General features: G+C 58.6%; 14 protein-coding genes, 2 tRNA genes and 1 riboswitch. Of the genes, 2 read left to right on the forward strand and 14 right to left on the reverse strand.

What is annotated here, in order from left to right; all coding sequences use genetic code 11:
* Positions 1-20: 20 nt before the first annotated feature.
* From EII11_RS03225 to EII11_RS03255, 7 genes are all read right to left on the reverse strand, one after another.
* The gene (locus tag EII11_RS03225) at positions 21-2150 is read right to left on the reverse strand and encodes an acyltransferase family protein (RefSeq protein ID WP_165867042.1); all 2130 of its coding nucleotides are present in this window, start codon (positions 2148-2150) and stop codon (positions 21-23) included.
* 610 nt (positions 2151-2760) lie between these two features.
* A tRNA-Ser gene (locus tag EII11_RS03230) sits at positions 2761-2850 on the reverse strand.
* A 78-nt stretch (positions 2851-2928) separates the two neighbouring features.
* A complete protein-coding gene (locus EII11_RS03235) occupies positions 2929-3879 on the reverse strand; it encodes a cation diffusion facilitator family transporter (protein WP_124868563.1) in 951 nt (316 codons plus the stop codon).
* Between the two features lie 107 nt (positions 3880-3986).
* Positions 3987-4059 (reverse strand) — tRNA-Arg (locus tag EII11_RS03240).
* Positions 4060-4137: 78 nt separating this feature from the next.
* Entirely contained in the window at positions 4138-5076 is a 939-nt protein-coding gene (locus EII11_RS03245; protein ID WP_124868940.1) for a universal stress protein, read from the reverse strand.
* Positions 5077-5216: 140 nt separating this feature from the next.
* Positions 5217-5978, reverse strand: coding sequence for a C40 family peptidase (locus EII11_RS03250; RefSeq protein ID WP_240623041.1), 762 nt, complete (start codon positions 5976-5978; stop codon positions 5217-5219).
* Between the two features lie 4 nt (positions 5979-5982).
* A riboswitch (cyclic di-AMP (ydaO/yuaA leader) is annotated at positions 5983-6148 on the reverse strand.
* 312 nt (positions 6149-6460) lie between these two features.
* Complete coding sequence (locus tag EII11_RS03255) at positions 6461-7135, reverse strand: metal-dependent transcriptional regulator (RefSeq protein WP_124868565.1); 675 nt, start codon at positions 7133-7135, stop codon at positions 6461-6463.
* 192 nt (positions 7136-7327) lie between these two features.
* Here EII11_RS03255 and serC point away from each other — a divergent pair, with 192 nt between their 5' ends.
* The gene (gene serC / locus EII11_RS03260) at positions 7328-8512 is read left to right on the forward strand and encodes a phosphoserine transaminase (RefSeq protein ID WP_124868567.1); all 1185 of its coding nucleotides are present in this window, start codon (positions 7328-7330) and stop codon (positions 8510-8512) included.
* 10 nt (positions 8513-8522) lie between these two features.
* Here serC and EII11_RS03265 read toward each other — a convergent pair whose 3' ends face one another.
* From EII11_RS03265 to EII11_RS03295, 7 genes are all read right to left on the reverse strand, one after another.
* Positions 8523-9776 carry an MFS transporter gene (locus EII11_RS03265; protein WP_124868569.1) on the reverse strand — a complete coding sequence of 418 codons (1254 nt, stop codon included), beginning with the start codon at positions 9774-9776 and terminating at the stop codon, positions 8523-8525.
* Between the two features lie 106 nt (positions 9777-9882).
* Positions 9883-11112, reverse strand: coding sequence for an MFS transporter (locus EII11_RS03270; protein ID WP_124868571.1), 1230 nt, complete (start codon positions 11110-11112; stop codon positions 9883-9885).
* A 109-nt stretch (positions 11113-11221) separates the two neighbouring features.
* Positions 11222-11443 (reverse strand): helix-turn-helix domain-containing protein, encoded by a 222-nt coding sequence (locus EII11_RS03275; RefSeq protein ID WP_205649217.1) that lies wholly within the window; start codon positions 11441-11443, stop codon positions 11222-11224.
* Entirely contained in the window at positions 11443-11925 is a 483-nt protein-coding gene (locus EII11_RS03280) for a DUF2975 domain-containing protein (RefSeq protein WP_124868575.1), read from the reverse strand. The genes EII11_RS03275 and EII11_RS03280 overlap by 1 nt, the downstream gene beginning before the upstream one ends.
* 290 nt (positions 11926-12215) lie before the next feature.
* A complete protein-coding gene (locus EII11_RS03285; RefSeq protein ID WP_124868577.1) occupies positions 12216-13667 on the reverse strand; it encodes an NCS2 family permease in 1452 nt (483 codons plus the stop codon).
* A gap of 151 nt (positions 13668-13818) precedes the next feature.
* On the reverse strand, positions 13819-14589 hold the full coding sequence (locus tag EII11_RS03290; protein WP_124868579.1) for a DUF3027 domain-containing protein: 771 nt from the start codon (positions 14587-14589) through the stop codon (positions 13819-13821).
* Entirely contained in the window at positions 14582-14959 is a 378-nt protein-coding gene (locus EII11_RS03295; protein WP_124868581.1) for a cold-shock protein, read from the reverse strand. Before EII11_RS03295 ends, EII11_RS03290 begins: the two co-directional genes overlap by 8 nt.
* Positions 14960-15120: 161 nt before the next feature.
* Between EII11_RS03295 and EII11_RS03300 the strand changes: the two genes are divergently transcribed.
* On the forward strand, positions 15121-16623 hold the full coding sequence (locus EII11_RS03300) for a coiled-coil domain-containing protein (protein ID WP_124868583.1): 1503 nt from the start codon (positions 15121-15123) through the stop codon (positions 16621-16623).
* Positions 16624-16630 lie beyond the last annotated feature (7 nt).

Here is a 16630-nt window from a genome sequence, read left to right on the forward strand (position 1 = left end):
TTATCCTTTGCCGTAGTCCTTTAGGGAATCTGTTCTGCTAGACGAGGCACCAGCTTGAGCGCATATTGGCGGCTCAGATGGGTGGTGTCGAAGAACACCGGCATTTGTCCGGCTACGGCATAGCAGTATTGGGCATCGCAGAAAGAGTTTGTGAAGTCGATGAGTTGAGCGTTCGGGTCTTCCAGGGCAGTGGCAGCTCCTGGCAGCGGGTCTTCCCCCAGGGCTTTCTCTCGAGGCACACGACATTCCTGTGCAGGGTTTGAGGATTGGGAGAAGCACTGCACGTCACGCACTTCATCGTTGTAGGGAGTGTCAGCGATGACGCGGAAGTTTTCCACTCCGGCGTTTTTCCAGTGTGCCCATAGGTCAGCAAGGGCCTGGTTATAGCGAGGCTGCGCCTCATAGCTTTGCCCCTGAGGGACGGGGAGCGGTTCTTTCTTGGCGTACAGGGAGTAGACAATTGTTTGTGGTGCCGTCTTCGCGACGTAGTCAGCCACGAAATTAACTGCATCAGTACATTCGGCACCGTATAGGTTAGTTTGTCCGGCTTTTTCTTCGTCACTCTCAAGAAGATGAACGGGGCACCCGCCGATGACCATTATCTCTAGCCGTTTGTTTCGTTGCTGGGCAATCTCTTTAAGAGGCCATTTCCACTGATCTGCGTGTGAGTCACCGATGAGTAAGATCGTGTCTTCTGGATGGGCTGGCTCGTGGGGCTTTTCACGGAAGTCACACGTTGTGATGCCGCCGAATTTCTTCGTTTCGTGCCCGGTTGTCGTCAGCGTACATTCTGGTGGCATCACGTAATAATTCGCCTCATCACCAAGAACTACCGACAGCGGCTCGTCGAGCAGATTTGTGCAGCCATTAGCGGGATCGAAAGCCAGGGGACCCGCGCACGGAGAGGACAGGAAAGCCTGAACGCGCTCTTCATGCAGCTTCACGAGGTAGTTTTGCAGTTGTCCGAGTCCGCCCCACAGCAGTGCGAAGCAGGCAACGGCGGTGAGCATGCTGGCAAAGGAGCGGCGATTATTTGTCGCCAGCCACGCGCTGTTAATGCCTCGATCCTCAACGTGAGGCTTTGTCAGGCCAGCGAGCAGGAGCGTCAGCGCTGCGATAACAATCTTGTGTTTCCAGCTCAGGGGCGCGCGCAAGAGTGCTGGCGCCAGTACGATCAGCGGCCAGTGCCACAGGTAGATGCTGTAGGAGACATCGCCCATCCAACGGATCGGACGCAGGGCGGCGACCTCGTCAATGACGGGTAGTTTCACGCCAGTTCCCGCTGCGATAACGAGGGCGGTGCCCGCAACGGGGATGAGCGCTGTTGCTGAAGGGAAGGGGATTTCAGGGGAGAAAAGGAACGCCGAGGCAATCAGGGTGGCCCACCCTAGGAGTGAAGCGAGCACGCGCAGTCGGATCACTAGGGGGCGCTCACATGCGAGGCTCCACAGGGGAGCGCCGAGGGCTACGAGTGCGCCGATACCGAACTCCCAGAAGCGCACGGGTGTGAAGAAGTAGGCCTGCGCGGGTGACATGTGCGTGAACCACACGCTGAAGGCAAGAAAGGTTGCCGTGAAGATCGTAATGGCGATGCCCGTGAATACTCGTCGGTTGATACCGCGTCGCGTCGCAAAGGCGGCTAGGCCCATGAGCAGAAGCGGCCACAGGAAGTAGAACTGTTCTTCAACCGAGAGGGACCAGTAGTGTTGGGCGACTGTCGCGCTTTGTCCGAGGGCGTGGTAGTCGACGGCTTGTGCGGTGAGGTAGAGGTTTTCGCTGTATGCGGCTGCAGCAAAGATTTCTGTGAGATGGCGGCGCCACTGGTCAACAGGAAGAAGGGTGAGTACGCCAATAATGCTGACGAAGAGGACGAGGAAGGCTGCGGGCAGGAGTCGTCTGATTCGTTTGGCGTAGAAACTCACGAGGGAGAGGCGTTCACCTGAGAGTGTGGTTTTCAGTAGGTGGCTGGAGATGAGGAAACCGGAGATAACGAAGAAGATGTCTACTCCGATGAACCCGCCCGACATTCGGAGGGGCCAGAGGTGGTTGAGGAGGACCACTCCGACCGCGAATGCGCGTAGTGCTTGAATGTCGGAGCGAAAAGCAGCCTGCGCAGGGCGAGGCTTGGAGGTTTCAGCAGCCAATTCCACGGAATGAGAGTGTAGTCTGCGCGGCTGATTCATCTGGCAAGTGGCAGCTTGATGGGGTGATCCAAAGCTGTGGATCGCGCCACGCACCTTAGTTATCCACAGAAAAGGAGCCCCCAGGATTTTCCACGGTCTTATTTGAAACAATCGTGGGTGCCCTTCCAAGGCAAGGACCCCCTCACGGAACACCACGCAATCCGCCGTGAAGCGGGCCAAACCAACAGAAGGGAGAGGGCACATGTCCAAAGGACACAAACCCCAATGGAAACACGTAGCCCGAACAGTCAAGGCACTAGGTGAAGCTCTTGCCAAAACCGTTCGGGCTATCGCAATCCTTTGGGAAGCCCTAGAGGACTAACATCCTCACGGCGGGCTCGGCTGCAACCATGCTCGCCCTCAAGCTTCTTCTGCCAGGGTAGCCCTTTTGGGAAGGGCTGGCAATGGGATGTTTATTCTGATGGATCCCACCTGTATCCCACGGATGGATTTCTGTAGACACTAGTGGGACACTAAAGCGGAAGTTGGTTCAATTTTTCCGCTCACGGGATACTTCCTGAGCTGCGAAAATCCCCGATTTTCCAAGGAAAACACTTGAAAAATCGGGGACTTCCGGTGGCGGTAGCGGTGGGATTTGAACCCACGGTGGCTGTGACACCACACAGCATTTCGAGTGCTGCACCTTCGGCCGCTCGGACACGCTACCTCGATCGCCAAGATTACAGGATTGGTTGCAAGCACGGCAATTCGAGTGACGAATACCAACGCCGTTCGGCCTCGAAAGTCACTGATGGGCGTGCTGTTCTTCCTCCGATTCTGCAACTCGCGCCGTTTCAATCTGGAAGGTTGAGTGTTTAATCGAGACATCGAAATGCTGGGCAACACATTCGCGCACGGACATCAGCATGTCCACGGCGTGCCCATCGTGGAAACATTCGTCCTCGACAATGATGTGAGCACTGAGGGTCGGCAGGCCGGTCGCAACGGTTGTGGCATGGACGTCGTGGACATCCTTCACATGCGGCAAAGCACGGATGTGCGCGCGCACTTGCTCAAGGTCGAGGCCATCGGGGGTGAATTCCATCAGCACGGCCGTTGTTTCCTTCATAAGGGTGAAGGCGCGTGGGACGATGAGCGCCGCAATGAAGAGACCCGCAATGGAGTCGGCCTGCATGAAGCCGGTCGTGGAGATGACGATCGCGGCTATGATGACGCCGGCTGACCCGAGGGCGTCGTTGAGCACTTCAAGGAAGGCTGCTCGCATGTTGAAGTTTGCACCCCTGCCTGCGGAGAGGATCAGCATGGCGCTGAGGTTCGCGATCAAGCCAAGCACGCCGAAGATCAGCAGTTCAGTGGAGGGAATTTCTGCGGGCTCAAAGAGACGTTTCACGGCCTCAATGGCGGTGTAGATGCCGACGGCCAGCAGCAGTGTTGATTGTGCGAGCGCGGCGAGCACTTCGATGCGTCGATACCCCCAGGTGTGGCGGTCGCTGGCGGGTTTCAGTGCGAGTCGCCCTGCCAGGAGGGCAACGAGCAGGCCCGAGGCGTCAACTGCTGCATGCGCGGTGTCTGTCAGTAGCGCGAGGCTGCCGGTGATGAGTGCGCCGATGGCTTGGGCAAGGACGATGCCACCAGTGATGGCGAAAGCGAGGGCGAGGCGCCTGCGGTTATGCGCAGAGAACCCACCATCGTGGTCGTGCGAGTGACTGTGAGCGTGGCTATGCCCGGCGCCCATTGGAAATCATCTCCTCTAAGAACATGAATCTTTCTGCCTCCAGTGTGGCATGTGTTGTCACGTTCATCTTGAGATGACCCGACCCGTTTAGCCAGTACATCAGATTGTGCCCCCGAGACGATTCGAACGTCCGACACCCGCTTTAGGAGAGCGGTGCTCTATCCCCTGAGCTACGGGGGCACGCCCGAGCGCTTACTCGGTGCAGGCATAAGCCTAGCACTCGCAGGCGCTGAGCTCGTAAATCCCAGCGATGCGAGGTTAGCGACGTTCCCAGGCGTAGCTTTGTCCGGCGCGTTCTTCTCGGCTGCGGGGCACTACCATGACGGGGCAGGTCGAGTGGCTGATGACTGTTTGGGAGGTTGAGCCCAGGAAAATGTCGGCAAAGCCTCCTCCTCCGCGGGTGCCGACGACCACGAGGTCGACTGCGGTTGAAAACTCGATGAGCAGAGAGGCTGGCGATCCGTCGAGAACGTGGCGCGCTACCGGCATTTCGCGCCCTTCCAGGGCGGCGTCAACGGCGATGTTGAGTCCGTTTTTTATTTCGCCAATTACGGCGTCGTGGTTGCCGGTGCTGGGGACCCAGCCCATTACGCCACCAACGCTGGGGATGGGTACTGCTGAGACTGCGGTTAAAGCGGCGCCCCAGAGTTCAGTTTCTGCGATGGCCGCTTGCAGTGCGGTTGAAGTGTTGGATGAGCTGTCAACGCCGACGACGATCTTGTCGATAGGTGTGAAGGCTTTGCCGCTCTTTTGTTCGGGCACGACAACAACAGGGCAGTCGGCATTTGCTGGCAGAGAAGAGGAGACTGTTCCAAGGAGGCGACTCATGAATCCGCCGCCACTGGCACTTCCAACGACGATGAGGTCGACCTCTGCCGACATTTCCACGAGGATCGAGGCGGGGTCGCCGGGTTCAATGGATGAGCTTATGGTGACGCCTTTGTCGGGGGCGACAAGTTGCGATGCGCGTTCTACGGCCGCGTCAACGACGCTTTGGGCCCCCTTTTCAAGGGCTTCGGCGTCAATTCCGGCGTATCCGCCGTCGAGGGCGGCTGCGGAGTATGAGGCCATGGCGTACATGCACATGATGTGTACGCGGGCGCCGATTAGGTTGGCTCGATGGATTGCCCAGTCTACTGCTGCGAGGCTCGCCAGCGAGCCGTCGACGCCGACGACGATTGTTGGAGTGGACACCAGCATCTCCTCCTCGTGATGTGAGTCACCCTCTATTGTGCCCCATTCAGCGCCTGAGGTCATAGTTCAAACGCGAAGGGCGGAACAAACATGGGGCCGATTCCGAAGAATCGACCCCATGTCCCCCGAAAGGAAAGGGAACCTCAGTAGCGAACGAACTGGTAGTCGCCCCACAGAGGCTGGATCTGAGTAACGTCGCCAGGCGTGGTGGCTTCGATGACCATGCCGTTACCGGCGTAGATGCCGACGTGGCCGTATGCGTGCCACACGAGGTCACCGGGTTGAGCGTCGGCTGCCGACACGAAGGTGCCTGCATATCCCTGAGCACCGGAGGTGCGGGGGATGCTGATGCCAGCCATGGCGTAGACGTACTGGGTGAAGCCGGAGCAGTCAAAGCCTGCGGGGGTTGAGCCACCGTAGACGTAGGGGATGCCCAGCAGGCTTGAGGCGATTGAGACGATGTCGCCACCGGCTGCGTTTGCCGCTGCGGTGTAGGCAGCAACAGACTGGTCGGAGGTGATGTCTTCGCGGACGTTGTCGCGGCTTGCAGCCTCTTCCTGCGGCTCTTCAGCGACGGGCTGAGGTGCGGCATCAGGCGCTTCAGCGACGACGGAGAGCTCATCAATGGCGGTCCAGGCAATATCGGGCACCGAAACCGTGGTGGTCAGTGCGTCAACCTGGGCGGTGGTCGTGAGGGCTGCCTCTTCGGTCTGTGCAGACACGGAGGGGCTAGCGTTGACGACAGGTGTCACAACTGCGGTTAGTGCAAGACCGGTGGCAGAAACGACGGCCGTGCCTCGGATAGGAGTGAGGTTCATGGACGTCATGGTTTCCGCGAGATCAGCGATCGGCGCCATGGGGCGACGAGCTTTGCGGTGTCGCGGTGTGTACTTGGCGTTGGTCACGTAGTTTTTCTCCTTGTAGCACCTGCGAGGTTAGCTGTCGGATTCGGACAGGAGAGCCCGGTCCGGTTTCCCGGACTTCACCCCAAGACCTCAAGAGGCCCAAGTGGGTCCCCCGCGCTAGACCCTGCTGTATCCAAACCCCTAGGGTCTAGCTTCGGCGGCTAGGGGTGTGGCTGGTTGAGTAACAACCGAGTTAAAGACTACCCGCATTTCTCCGCAAATGTCACGCGTAGGTAACGGCATGCGAAGTTGTTCACGGAAATCGGCCAAAATTGGGGGTCTGATGTCCACGTTTTGGGAAAAAAGTCCCACTTCTGCACACTCTTTGACAACCCTACTCCTACCCTGATTTTTCCCTGAAAAAACACTGGATTTGTCCCTGTTATAGGTGGGTAAAAAGAATGGCAAAAAGTGGTGCCCCTGCCGACAAGACAGGGGCACTACGGACAGGAAACAGAGGCGTGCGAACTCGAGAGAACTTCTTAGAGAACAGACACGAACAGGTGGGGAGTCAAGGAGTCAGACAACGCCAGATATTCGGCAGCTAGTTCCCCATCAACCACCGGCACCACGCGCACAACCTTTTGGTGGGCACTCAATTGCACCTCAGCCCCAGGGTGCAGCCCTAAAGCATCGAAGTCAGCAATCACCTCTGCCTCAGCCTGGATCGCCTCACCAATACGGACGATAACCGCCCGCACCTCAGCCTCACCGCGGGCAACATACTCCACGGAGGTTCCCTTCGGAGCCTCCGCGCCAGGTAGCGGATTGCCATAAGGATCCGTCACTGGATTCCCCAGGAGCCCAACAAGACGATCCTCTACCTGCCTCGACATGACGTGCTCCCAGCGGCACGCCTCCTCATGTACATCGGCCCACCCCAGACCGATAACATCCATCAGCAGACGCTCCGCCAGGCGATGCTTTCGCACAACCTCCACAGCAACCTCCCGACCATGGTCGGTGAGTTCAAGGCGGCGGTCACCCATGACATACAGCAGCCCGTCACGCTCCATGCGCCCAACGGTTTGGGAGACAGTCGGCCCCGAATGCCCCAAGCGCTCAACAATGCGCGCACGAAGGGGGGTCACACCATCTTCCTCAAGTTCGTAGATCGTTTTGAGGTACATCTCGGTGGTATCGATGAGCTCAGTCATTGCCTCTTACCCTCTCCTTAGGTGGCATACCACTCCCACAGGTTTGTTCAGAATATGGTCTCTTTCCTAATTCGTCTCGGTATGGCGAAAAACCGCAGAATACTGCCCCTGTCAGGGTGCGCTTTTTTATCGAAATGCGCACAATCAGCATGACCGAAATCATCCCCGCCTCTTTCAGGCTAGATTTTCACTATGGCCGCCTCTCACATTCCAAGCGACGTACCCGTACTGCCCGCCGATCTCCAACCCTCCGATGGACGATTCGGTTGCGGCCCGTCAAAGGTCCGCCCAGCCCACACCAACGCTCTGGCAGCAAGCCCCCTGATGGGTACTTCTCACCGTCAGGCACCCGTACTGAACCTCGTTGCTTCCATCCGCGAGGGTCTACGCGCTCTTTATCACCTTCCCAGCGACTGGGAAATCGCCATCGGAAATGGTGGTTCGACAGCTTTCTGGGCGGTGGCTACCACCTCGTTGGTTCGCACACGTGCCGCCCATGCAGTTTTTGGTGAGTTCGGGCAGAAATTCGCTGACGAAACCCTTGCCGCCCCTTTCCTTTCCCCTTCCCTCGTCATATCCGCCGAGGTTGGCACCGTGGCAACCCTCGTTGATGAGCGTGCCCTTTCCGCTTTCGCACAAGACGAGGGGCCCGATGTCGATCTGTGTGCCTACCCGCACCATGAGACTTCCACCGGCGCTCTTTCGCCGCTCTACCGTGTTACTCCGGGGTCCGCAGGGGTGACTGCGGATGCGTTGACCGTTGTTGATGCGACCTCCATTGCTGGAGGTGTTGCTGCAGATGTGACTGCGACCGACGTGTATTACTTTGCGCCGCAGAAGTGTTTTGCTTCCGACGGTGGCTTGTGGTTCGCGTTCCTCTCCCCTGCTGCGCAGGAGCGTGCTCGTACGCTGCATGGACAAGCCGACCGGTGGATGCCGCAGTTTTTGGATTTGTCGGTCGCTCTCGATAATTCGGTGAAGAATCAGACTCTCAACACTCCCGCTATTGCCACGCTCATCATGATGGACGAGCAGATTCAGTGGATGCTCGCCCATGGTGGCCTGAGCGCAATGGAGGCGCGTTGCCGGGCCTCGTCAGGCGTCATTTACGAATGGGCAAAGGCCCATCCTTTCGCTTCCCCTTTTATTCCACGCGAGGAGTGGCGCTCCCCTGTGGTGGCGACCATTGATTTCGACGAGGCGATCGACGCGGCTTACCTTGCTCGCGTGCTGCGAGCAAACGGCGTGGTGGATGTGGAGCCCTACCGCAAGCTGGGCCGCAACCAGCTACGCATTGCCACATTCCCCTCAGTGGACACTGCGGACGTGGAGAAGCTTGTTGCGAGCATTGATTGGGTGATCGCGCAACGCGTATGAGTGTGTGCCGCTACGAGGCGCGGCGGCGTGGGAGCTCAAAGAGAGTCGGTGTGATGCCCTGACTCTTTCTCCACAGGTAGGCCCAGATGCCAACGACTATGGCCACCGCAATGGAGGACAAGGAACCCACGAGGATTGACCAGCGCGCACCAAGGGCCTCTGCCACCCAGCCGACGAAGGGCGAACAGATCGGGCTAGTTCCCAGGAAGATCATGCCGTAAAGGGACATGACGCGCCCGCGGATATGCTCATCAGCAGTGAGTTGGACCAGAGCGTTTGCTGAGGTCATCATCGTCAAGGACATGAACCCTGTAGGAATAGCCAGGAGCATAAACGCCTCGAAGGTCGGCGCCAATGCGAGGGCCGTTTCAGCGATGCCGAAGCCTGCGGCAGCGAGCACCACCGTGCGTAGGCGTGGTGCGCGTCGGCGTGCGGCGATGAGGGAACCCAGCACGCCGCCAATAGCGATGAAGGATCCAAGGATTCCGTACTCGGAAGCCTGCTTGTTATACACCTCGGTTGCCATAAAGGCCGAAGTCATTTGAAGATTGAGTCCTAATCCTGCCACCACGGCGACGGCCAGGAAGACCATGATGATTTCTGGGCGGCTACGAACGTAGGCGATTCCCTCTCGAATTTGCCCCTTCGCTTTCGGTGTGACCGTGCGCGGTTGGAATTCTGATGCTTTCATCAGAGCCAAGGTTGCGGGCGGCACAATGTACAGAGCCGCGTTGATGATGAATACCCAGCCGGTTCCGGCCCAGTCAATGACGAAACCAGCGACTGCTGGCCCAACAAGGCGTGCGCTGTGAAAGGCGGTGGCGTTGAGTCCGACCGCGTTGGCAAGGTGAGTTTTCGGGACGACCTCGGACACGAAGGTCATGCGTGCTGGCCCGTCTAGGGATGAGACGGTACCTACGACCAACGCCAGGAGGTACACATGCCATAGCTGGACAATTCCGCTGATAACGAGGAGCCCTAGGACGAGGGCGGAGGCCGCTGACGCAAGTTGGGTGACGTACAGCAGACGACGCCGATCCACTCTGTCAGCCAATAGCCCTGCCCAGGGGGACAAGATGAGCTGGGGGAGGAATTGCAGTGCGGTGACAATGCCCACCTGAGTGGCATCATGGTCAGTGAGTTCAGTGAGTACCAGCCAGTCCTGGGCGAGGATTTGCATCCACATACCCACTGCGGCAAAAAGAATGCCGGCGAAAAGCAGACGATAGTTGCCGATGGCGAAGGACTGGAAGGTGCGTGACATGAGTGTTTCCTTCCTTTCTTTCGCGGGAGTTTCGGGGTGGTGTCGCTGTTCTTAGAGCCTACTCTTTAGTCCCCGTTTTTCCCTAAAGCCCCTTGTCTGCGCCCTTTCAACTCGTTGTCTTCCCGTCACGTATGCGGCGCTGTTGTGCAAGGAGGGCCACCCCCATGATGACAGCGATGCTGAGGGATGCGATACCTCCCACTGCCAGAGCCCACCGTGCGCCATAGGTTTCGCCCACCCAGCCGACGAAGGGGGCGCCAATGGGTGTCGTCCCTAAGAAGATGATGGTGTAGAGAGACATGACTCGGCCTCGAATACGGTCAGGCGTTCGCGTTTGAAGGACAGAGTTTGCCGAGGTCATAGTGAGCATTGAGGCCGTCCCCAGAGGAATGACCAGCAGGGCGTAGGCAAGATAGTTGGGGGAAAGAGAAACCACTATGAGCATGACACCAAATGCTGCTGATGCCGGGATGAGGAATCTCAATCGAGCTGCACCGATACGGGCGGCAATCAAGGCACCTGTGACGCCACCGATGGCAGAAAAAGTTGCGAGTAAGCCGAACTCTCCTGCTCCCTTGTTGAAGACAGTCGTGGCCATCATGGCACTGGTGAGCTGGAAGTTCAGGCCGAGGCTAGCCACCACGGACATGAGGACAAAGACGATGATGAGGTCGGGGCGATCAGCGATGTAACGCAGGCCTTCACGGATTTGCCCTTTGGCGCGCGGGGCGTGATCGCGCGGGTTGAGCTCATGGACGCGCATAAGGGCGATAAGAAGAACAGGGACAACGAAGATCAGCGCGTTGATAATAAAGACCCATCCCACTCCCGCTCGGTCAATAATGAGGCCTGCGCCTACAGGGCCAATTAGTCGAGCTGATGTGAAGGACATGCTAGAGAGAGCAACCGCGTTTGCCACGGAATGGGGTGGCACCATTTCCGCAACGAAGGCTTGGCGTGCCGGAGCGTCAAAAGAGGATGAGATGCCCCCAACGAGGGCGAAGAGGTGGACGTGCCACAACTGGATGCTGCCGCTGAGGATGAGCGTTCCCAGTCCGAGCCCTAGGAGTGCGCTGATGCTCTGAGTGATTTGAACGAGTGTACGTCGGTCGACACGGTCGGCCACAACTCCCGTCCAGGGGGACAGGATCATCATGGGCAGAAATTGCAGGGCAATAACAATGCCCGCCTGAGCGCCGGACTTGTCCGTGAGCACAGTGAGGACAAGCCAGTCTTGAGCGACACGCTGCATCCACATGGCTGAGGAGGCCAAGATATTTCCAGCAAACCACAGTCGGAAGTTGTGGTGAGCAAGGGATGCGAAGGTGCGCGACATTCCCTTATCTTCTCACCGGCTGGAGGCGCTCTCAATGCGCATCTCAGCAGATACGGCTCACTTGGGTTTTCCCGCCCGTATGGGTGCACGTTTCAGGGATGCAGATAACTCACGCGCTCGCGTCGGCTTCGTCGGGCAGATATTCGAGGACATCGGCAGGCTGGCACTCTAAGACCCGGCAGATCGCTTCGAGGGTGGTGAAGCGGATGGCGCGGGCACGACCGTTTTTCAAGACGGCAACATTGGCAGGGGTGATGCCGATGGCATCAGCGAAGTCACTGACGCTCATGCCCCGTTCAACGAGCAGGCGGTCAATGGTCACCCGGATCATCAGATCACCTTCTCCAGTTCTTCGCGATTGACGCGGGCTTCGATGAAGAGTTGACGCAGGACGGTCAGCAGCAAGAATACGCCGGGGCCTGCGGTAATGAGCATGAGGAACAAAAGAAGCACGCTGGCTGGGCCGATACCTGTTTCAGTGCCGAAGGTGGCATGAAGCAAGACGCCAATGGGAATGAGCACGCTGAGCGCGAAGGCAAGGCGCATGAGGTCGAGGGTACGCAGGGTGGTGGAGGTATAGAAGGCTCCAATGGAGACGCGATGGAGCATGTACCAGATGCCCACGAGGAAGAGTTGGAAGAAACCAATGCTGATCACACCGGCCCAGGAGTATGGGACAACAAGGTGGGCGACCTCTGGAGCTTCCTTTCCGATCTCTTGAGCAAGGAAGACCACTAAGAGCTGCACTAAGGGCGTGGTGCAGCCAAAGAGAATGACCGCCAGTTGAGCAAGGCGGATGTAGCGCTTCTTCATTGAGACTCCTCCTTCGTCAGTCCATGTGCGGATGTGGGCTATCACGGAAGTGTCCACCGCCACCCACGCATATATCGATTATCGATAGTTATCTATCGTTTGTCAATAGGCACATCTGTTCCCTCGCCGCGCTCTTTCACAAAACTGCGTCTTGTTGTTTATCTTGCCCCGTGTGCGGGGCAAGATAAACAACAAGACGCAGTATTAGCGCCAGCAAAAGCTCAGCAGCAAAGAAGGGCGGCCCCGCGCTACGCGCGCGGGGCCGCCCTCGTCAATCAGAACAGTGAACGTCAGCCTGCCAGCAGAGCCTGGATCGGGCCCAACAGGAAGTAGAAGACGAACAGCAGGGAGGTCAGCCACATCAGCGGGTGGACGTGGCGGGCCTCGCCCTTTGCGGCGCGGATCACGGTGTAGGTGATGAAGCCGATGCCGATACCTACAGTGATGGAGTAGGAGAAGGGCATGAAGGCCAGGGTAAGGAAGGAGGGGATGGCAATCTCGGGCTTATCCCATTCGATCTCAGTCACCTGCATCATCATGAGGAAGCCGACAAATACCAGCGCGGTCGACGCGGCCTCGGTGGGCACAAGCTCCACAACGGGGGCCAGGAAGGTCGACAGCAGGAAAAGCACGCCGGTGACGACCGAAGCCAGGCCCGTGCGCGCGCCCTCGCCAACACCGGCGGAAGACTCAATGTAGGAGGTGTTGGAGGAAACGCCACCCAGACCACCAAAGACAGCGGCAAGGGAGTCAATGAGCAGGATCTGCTTGGAGCGGGGCGGGTTGCCTTCCTTGTCGAGCAGGTGGGCTTCACCACCAACAGCAACCATCGTGCCCATGGTGTCGAAGAAGTCAGCCAGAAGCAGCGAGAAGACCAGAAGGATAACGGCGATAGGCCCGATCTTGGAGACGGCTCCGAGAAGGTCAACCTGCCCGAGGGAGTCGAAGCTGGGGACAGCTACCAGTGCTCCAAGTTCAGGTACGGTCTGGCCCCATCCGGTGGGGTTTTCTGCGTTCTTGGGGCCCAGGTGAACGAAGAACTGGATGAAGACGGCCAGAGCCGTTGAGGACAGCAGGCCGATGAGGATTGCGCCGGGCACCTTGCGCACGTACAGGACGATGGTCAGGAGCAGGCCGAAAACAAAGACGAGGGCGGGCCAGCCAGCAAGGGAGCCGTGGACGCCGAGTTCCACGGGGGCACCCTGGGAGGGGCGGATGATGCCAGCGTTGACAAGGCCAACGAAAGCGATGAACAGGCCGATACCCACCGAGATTGCGGTCTTGAGCTGGCGAGGAACGGCGCGGAATACGGCCTCGCGGAATCCGGTGAGGACGAGGATGGTGATAAGGATGCCTTCCCAGACGATGAGGCCCATGGCCTCCTGGTAGGACAGTCCCGAGCCAAGAACGAGGGTGAAGGCGACAACGGCGTTGAGGCCCATGCCCGCGGCGAGGGCCAGCGGGAAGTTGGCGACGACACCCATGAGGATGGTGACGATGCCAGCGACGAGGGCGGTGCCCGCGGCGATACCTGCCGGGGTAATGGTGGAGCCTTCACCGATTGCGTTCTGCAGGATCGCGGGGTTCACGACGAGGATGTAAGCCATGGCGAAGAAGGTGACAAAACCGCCACGTACTTCCTGGGCGATGGTGGATCCGCGTTCGCTGATCTTGAAGAAGGAATCGAGAGGGCTGACAGAACCTGTGCTGTGGGCGCGCTTTGGCGCAGTCTTTGTGCTCACAGGGAAATCCTGCCCTGAACAAAGGTGCAAAATCTACATATTCCGCCTGTCATCTCACTTAGAGATACTGGCTGTGTCCATCGGGTAGGATAGAACGAAACCCACCAAAGATCGGTGGGTTTTCGTTTTCGGTGCTCGTCAGGCTTTTTACTTAGCTCGTTGGCATCGCGTGATTTTCGACGGTGAAGTCGTTCACACGCGAGGGCCGAACGGGCCATTCGGTCCCTCCCTTGGGCACGTCCGTTTCTGAGTGCGACCCGCAGGAGTGGTCCAGGCTGACAACGCGACCATCATCAGCCGACCATGCGTTGGCGCATACTCCAAAGACTGTGCGCATGGATCCAGAGAGCTTGAGGAGGAATCCACAGGTGGAGCAGGTTGCTTTGGGGAGACGACCTCGCCTCGGCCCCTGTTCGGAGGCGTACCAGCGTTGGATCGCTTCAGCGCGCCCCTGAGCGGAGAGGACACGGGGGCGCCCTAAACCGAGTTCGTGGGAGAGCACCTCGTCTGCGTCTTCCCCTGTGGCTTCGTAGCCTTGATCGAGGCGTTCGTCGCTGGCCCGGTAGGGCAGCACGTCCTCGCGTGAGACGTCTTCGGGCAGGAGGCGTTCTTCCCAGGGGACCCATTCTGGCGCGAGAAGCGACCCTTCACCTGGGATGAGGTCGATTTCGCAGATTGTTGCGGTCTTTCCTCGGGGAACGCGGGCGATGGTGACAGCCCAACGCCAGCCGACGTAACCGGCCTCGGTAGAGGCAAAGTAGTGGGTGCCAAGACGTTCAGCGACCATCTCAAAACCGAGGTGGTCACCTACTGCGCTTTCTCTGGCGATCGTCAGTGCCGCCTCGCGCGCGCGTTCTACTGACTTCACGAGGACGGCGTCCTCGCGAATCTTACGCGGGCGGGCGACGGTGGTCTTAGGCATCGAATTCCTCTGCTACCGCACGCAGCACCTTGGCAATCTGGTGGGCATTATCGGGGTATTTTCCGCGGCGCAGTTGGTTGGAGCCTGCGTCGAGCAGTTTGATGAGGTCCTCAACAACGGGCACCATCGCCTGTGGCTTGCGGCGCTGAGCGCGCGCAACGGAAGGAGGTGTGGCAATCACGCGCACCGACAGGGCTTGGGGGCCTTTCCGCCCGTCGGCCACGCCGTATTCGACGCGGGTACCTGGACGGGGGTTGGGCAGATCCTCGGGCAGGGCGGAGCTGTGCAGGAATACCTCATTCCCGTCATCTCCGGCGATAAATCCGAAACCGCGCTCGGTGTCGAAGAACTTCACCTTCCCGGTAGGCACGATTGAACTCCTTTACGTTTCATGGTCTTTTCAGACCGGACTGATCTGACAGACCTTCCCCTAATGATAGTCAGCCCACGCCCGCTCTTCGACAGGTAATCACACACACCTGGCTACTAATCTTGGAGAACGTATTCTTCATGCACTGAAAGGGAAGGCCTGTGGCCCTGTTTGTTGCCCTTCGACTACCAATGATGGATTCTCTTGTATCCGCTGTCGTTGGTGGTGGATCCCTCGTTGTTGCTGCCACTATTGCGATTGCTGTGATCTGGGTGGTGGTCAGCGTTGTGCGCTCTCGCTCGGGGCGAACGCTGAGTAGTCGCGTGCAGCGTTCCTACGCGCGCGATGCTGCGCGGGACGAGGCTGCCGCCCAGCAACGTTTGTTGCAGGCTGATGAGATTGTCCGTTTCGCCCGTGACGAACTGGCCTTTGCTCAGGCTGGTTTTGGGGAGGTGCGCAGCCAGGAGTTTGAGCGTGCTCTGGGGCGGGCCGAGGAGGCTTTGCCTCGTGCTTTTGCTTTGCAGGAGGCGCTGCGTGCGGCCCCGACAGAGGCGGAAAAGAGTCGTGTCTCTTTGGAGATCATTGGCATTCTTGATGGCGTGATCCCCACTCTGTTGGAGGAGCAGAAGCATTTCACCGAACTTCGCTCTCAGGATTCTGGGGTTGAGTCACGTTTAGCGTCTGTACGCGGGCATATTGAGGAGACCGCCGCGCAACTTCCGTCGGCGCAGGAGAAGCTGCGTGCTTTGGCACTGTCTTTCCCAGCGTCTTCTTTGGCATCTTTGGAGGATAATCCTGATCAGGCGCGCGCGCTGTTGGATCAGGCTCGACAGGCGTGTGAGCGCGCGGAGGCTGCGTTGGTGTCGCAGCGAGATGTGGCAATTCAAGCATTGGAGACTGCTTCGCGGGCGTTGTCGATGGCGCAGCATCAGGTGAGTGCAATTTTTGAGGCTGAGGATCATATTCGTGACGCCGCCCAGAGCCTGGCTTCAGGTATTGGGTCGCTGACGAATGATCTTGCTGATGCGCGGCGGCTCAACGCTGATGATGCTGCCTTTGAGCCGCTCATTGACGAGGCTCGCGCCGCCATTATGAACGCGCAAGCAGTGCGTGAAGGGTCGGGGGATCCTTTGGGGGCTTTGGAGAGGCTTACCGCTGCTGAAGCAGCATTGGATGCTGCTTTGGCTCCTTTGCGTAGCCGTGAGGAGAATCAGGCTCGGCAAGCGGCTTCTGCTCAGCGTTATCTTGATCATGCTGAGGCAAGTGTGCGCAGCGCGAGGGAGTTCCTTGAGGCGCGCCGCGGCGTGATGCCTTTGGATGCCCGCTCAGATCTTCATGAGGCGGAGCGTTTCCTTGAAGAGGCTCGCCGTCACCTGCATTCTGATCCTGATCGGTCAATGCGTGCTTCTGATAATGCCAGTGAGGCGGCTAAGCGCGTGTCGGGGTCTTTTGCTCCGTTCTCAATGCCGGGCGGTTTTGCAGGTGGGACATTTGGGCAGTTGCCTGAGATGCTGTCTCCGTCTCGTATGACGATGAATAAGACCGTTTCCATGGGGATGTCAATGGGCGGGGCTTTGCTGTGGCAAACCTTGGATACCGTTGTTGATGTTGTCATTGATGAAGCGTTGGACGGGAAGAAGAAAAAGAAGCGTAAGCGTGATTAGAGGCTTC

Origin of the sequence: Schaalia canis (assembly GCF_003858455.1) — a bacterium.
Lineage (GTDB): Bacteria > Actinomycetota > Actinomycetes > Actinomycetales > Actinomycetaceae > Pauljensenia > Pauljensenia canis.

What these genes read in the sequence shown, in the direction of transcription:
- EII11_RS03275 (WP_205649217.1), bottom strand. Translation starts at nt 11,443, where the DNA reads ATGATCCGGGTGACCATTGACCGCCTGCTCGTTGAACGGGGCATGAGC.
- EII11_RS03280 (WP_124868575.1), bottom strand. Translation starts at nt 11,925, where the DNA reads ATGAAGAAGCGCTACATCCGCCTTGCTCAACTGGCGGTCATTCTCTTT.
- EII11_RS03290 (WP_124868579.1), bottom strand. Translation starts at nt 14,589, where the DNA reads ATGCCTAAGACCACCGTCGCCCGCCCGCGTAAGATTCGCGAGGACGCC.
- EII11_RS03255 (WP_124868565.1), bottom strand. Translation starts at nt 7,135, where the DNA reads ATGACTGAGCTCATCGATACCACCGAGATGTACCTCAAAACGATCTAC.
- serC (WP_124868567.1), top strand. Translation starts at nt 7,328, where the DNA reads ATGGCCGCCTCTCACATTCCAAGCGACGTACCCGTACTGCCCGCCGAT.
- EII11_RS03235 (WP_124868563.1), bottom strand. Translation starts at nt 3,879, where the DNA reads ATGGGCGCCGGGCATAGCCACGCTCACAGTCACTCGCACGACCACGAT.
- EII11_RS03265 (WP_124868569.1), bottom strand. Translation starts at nt 9,776, where the DNA reads ATGTCACGCACCTTCCAGTCCTTCGCCATCGGCAACTATCGTCTGCTT.
- EII11_RS03270 (WP_124868571.1), bottom strand. Translation starts at nt 11,112, where the DNA reads ATGTCGCGCACCTTCGCATCCCTTGCTCACCACAACTTCCGACTGTGG.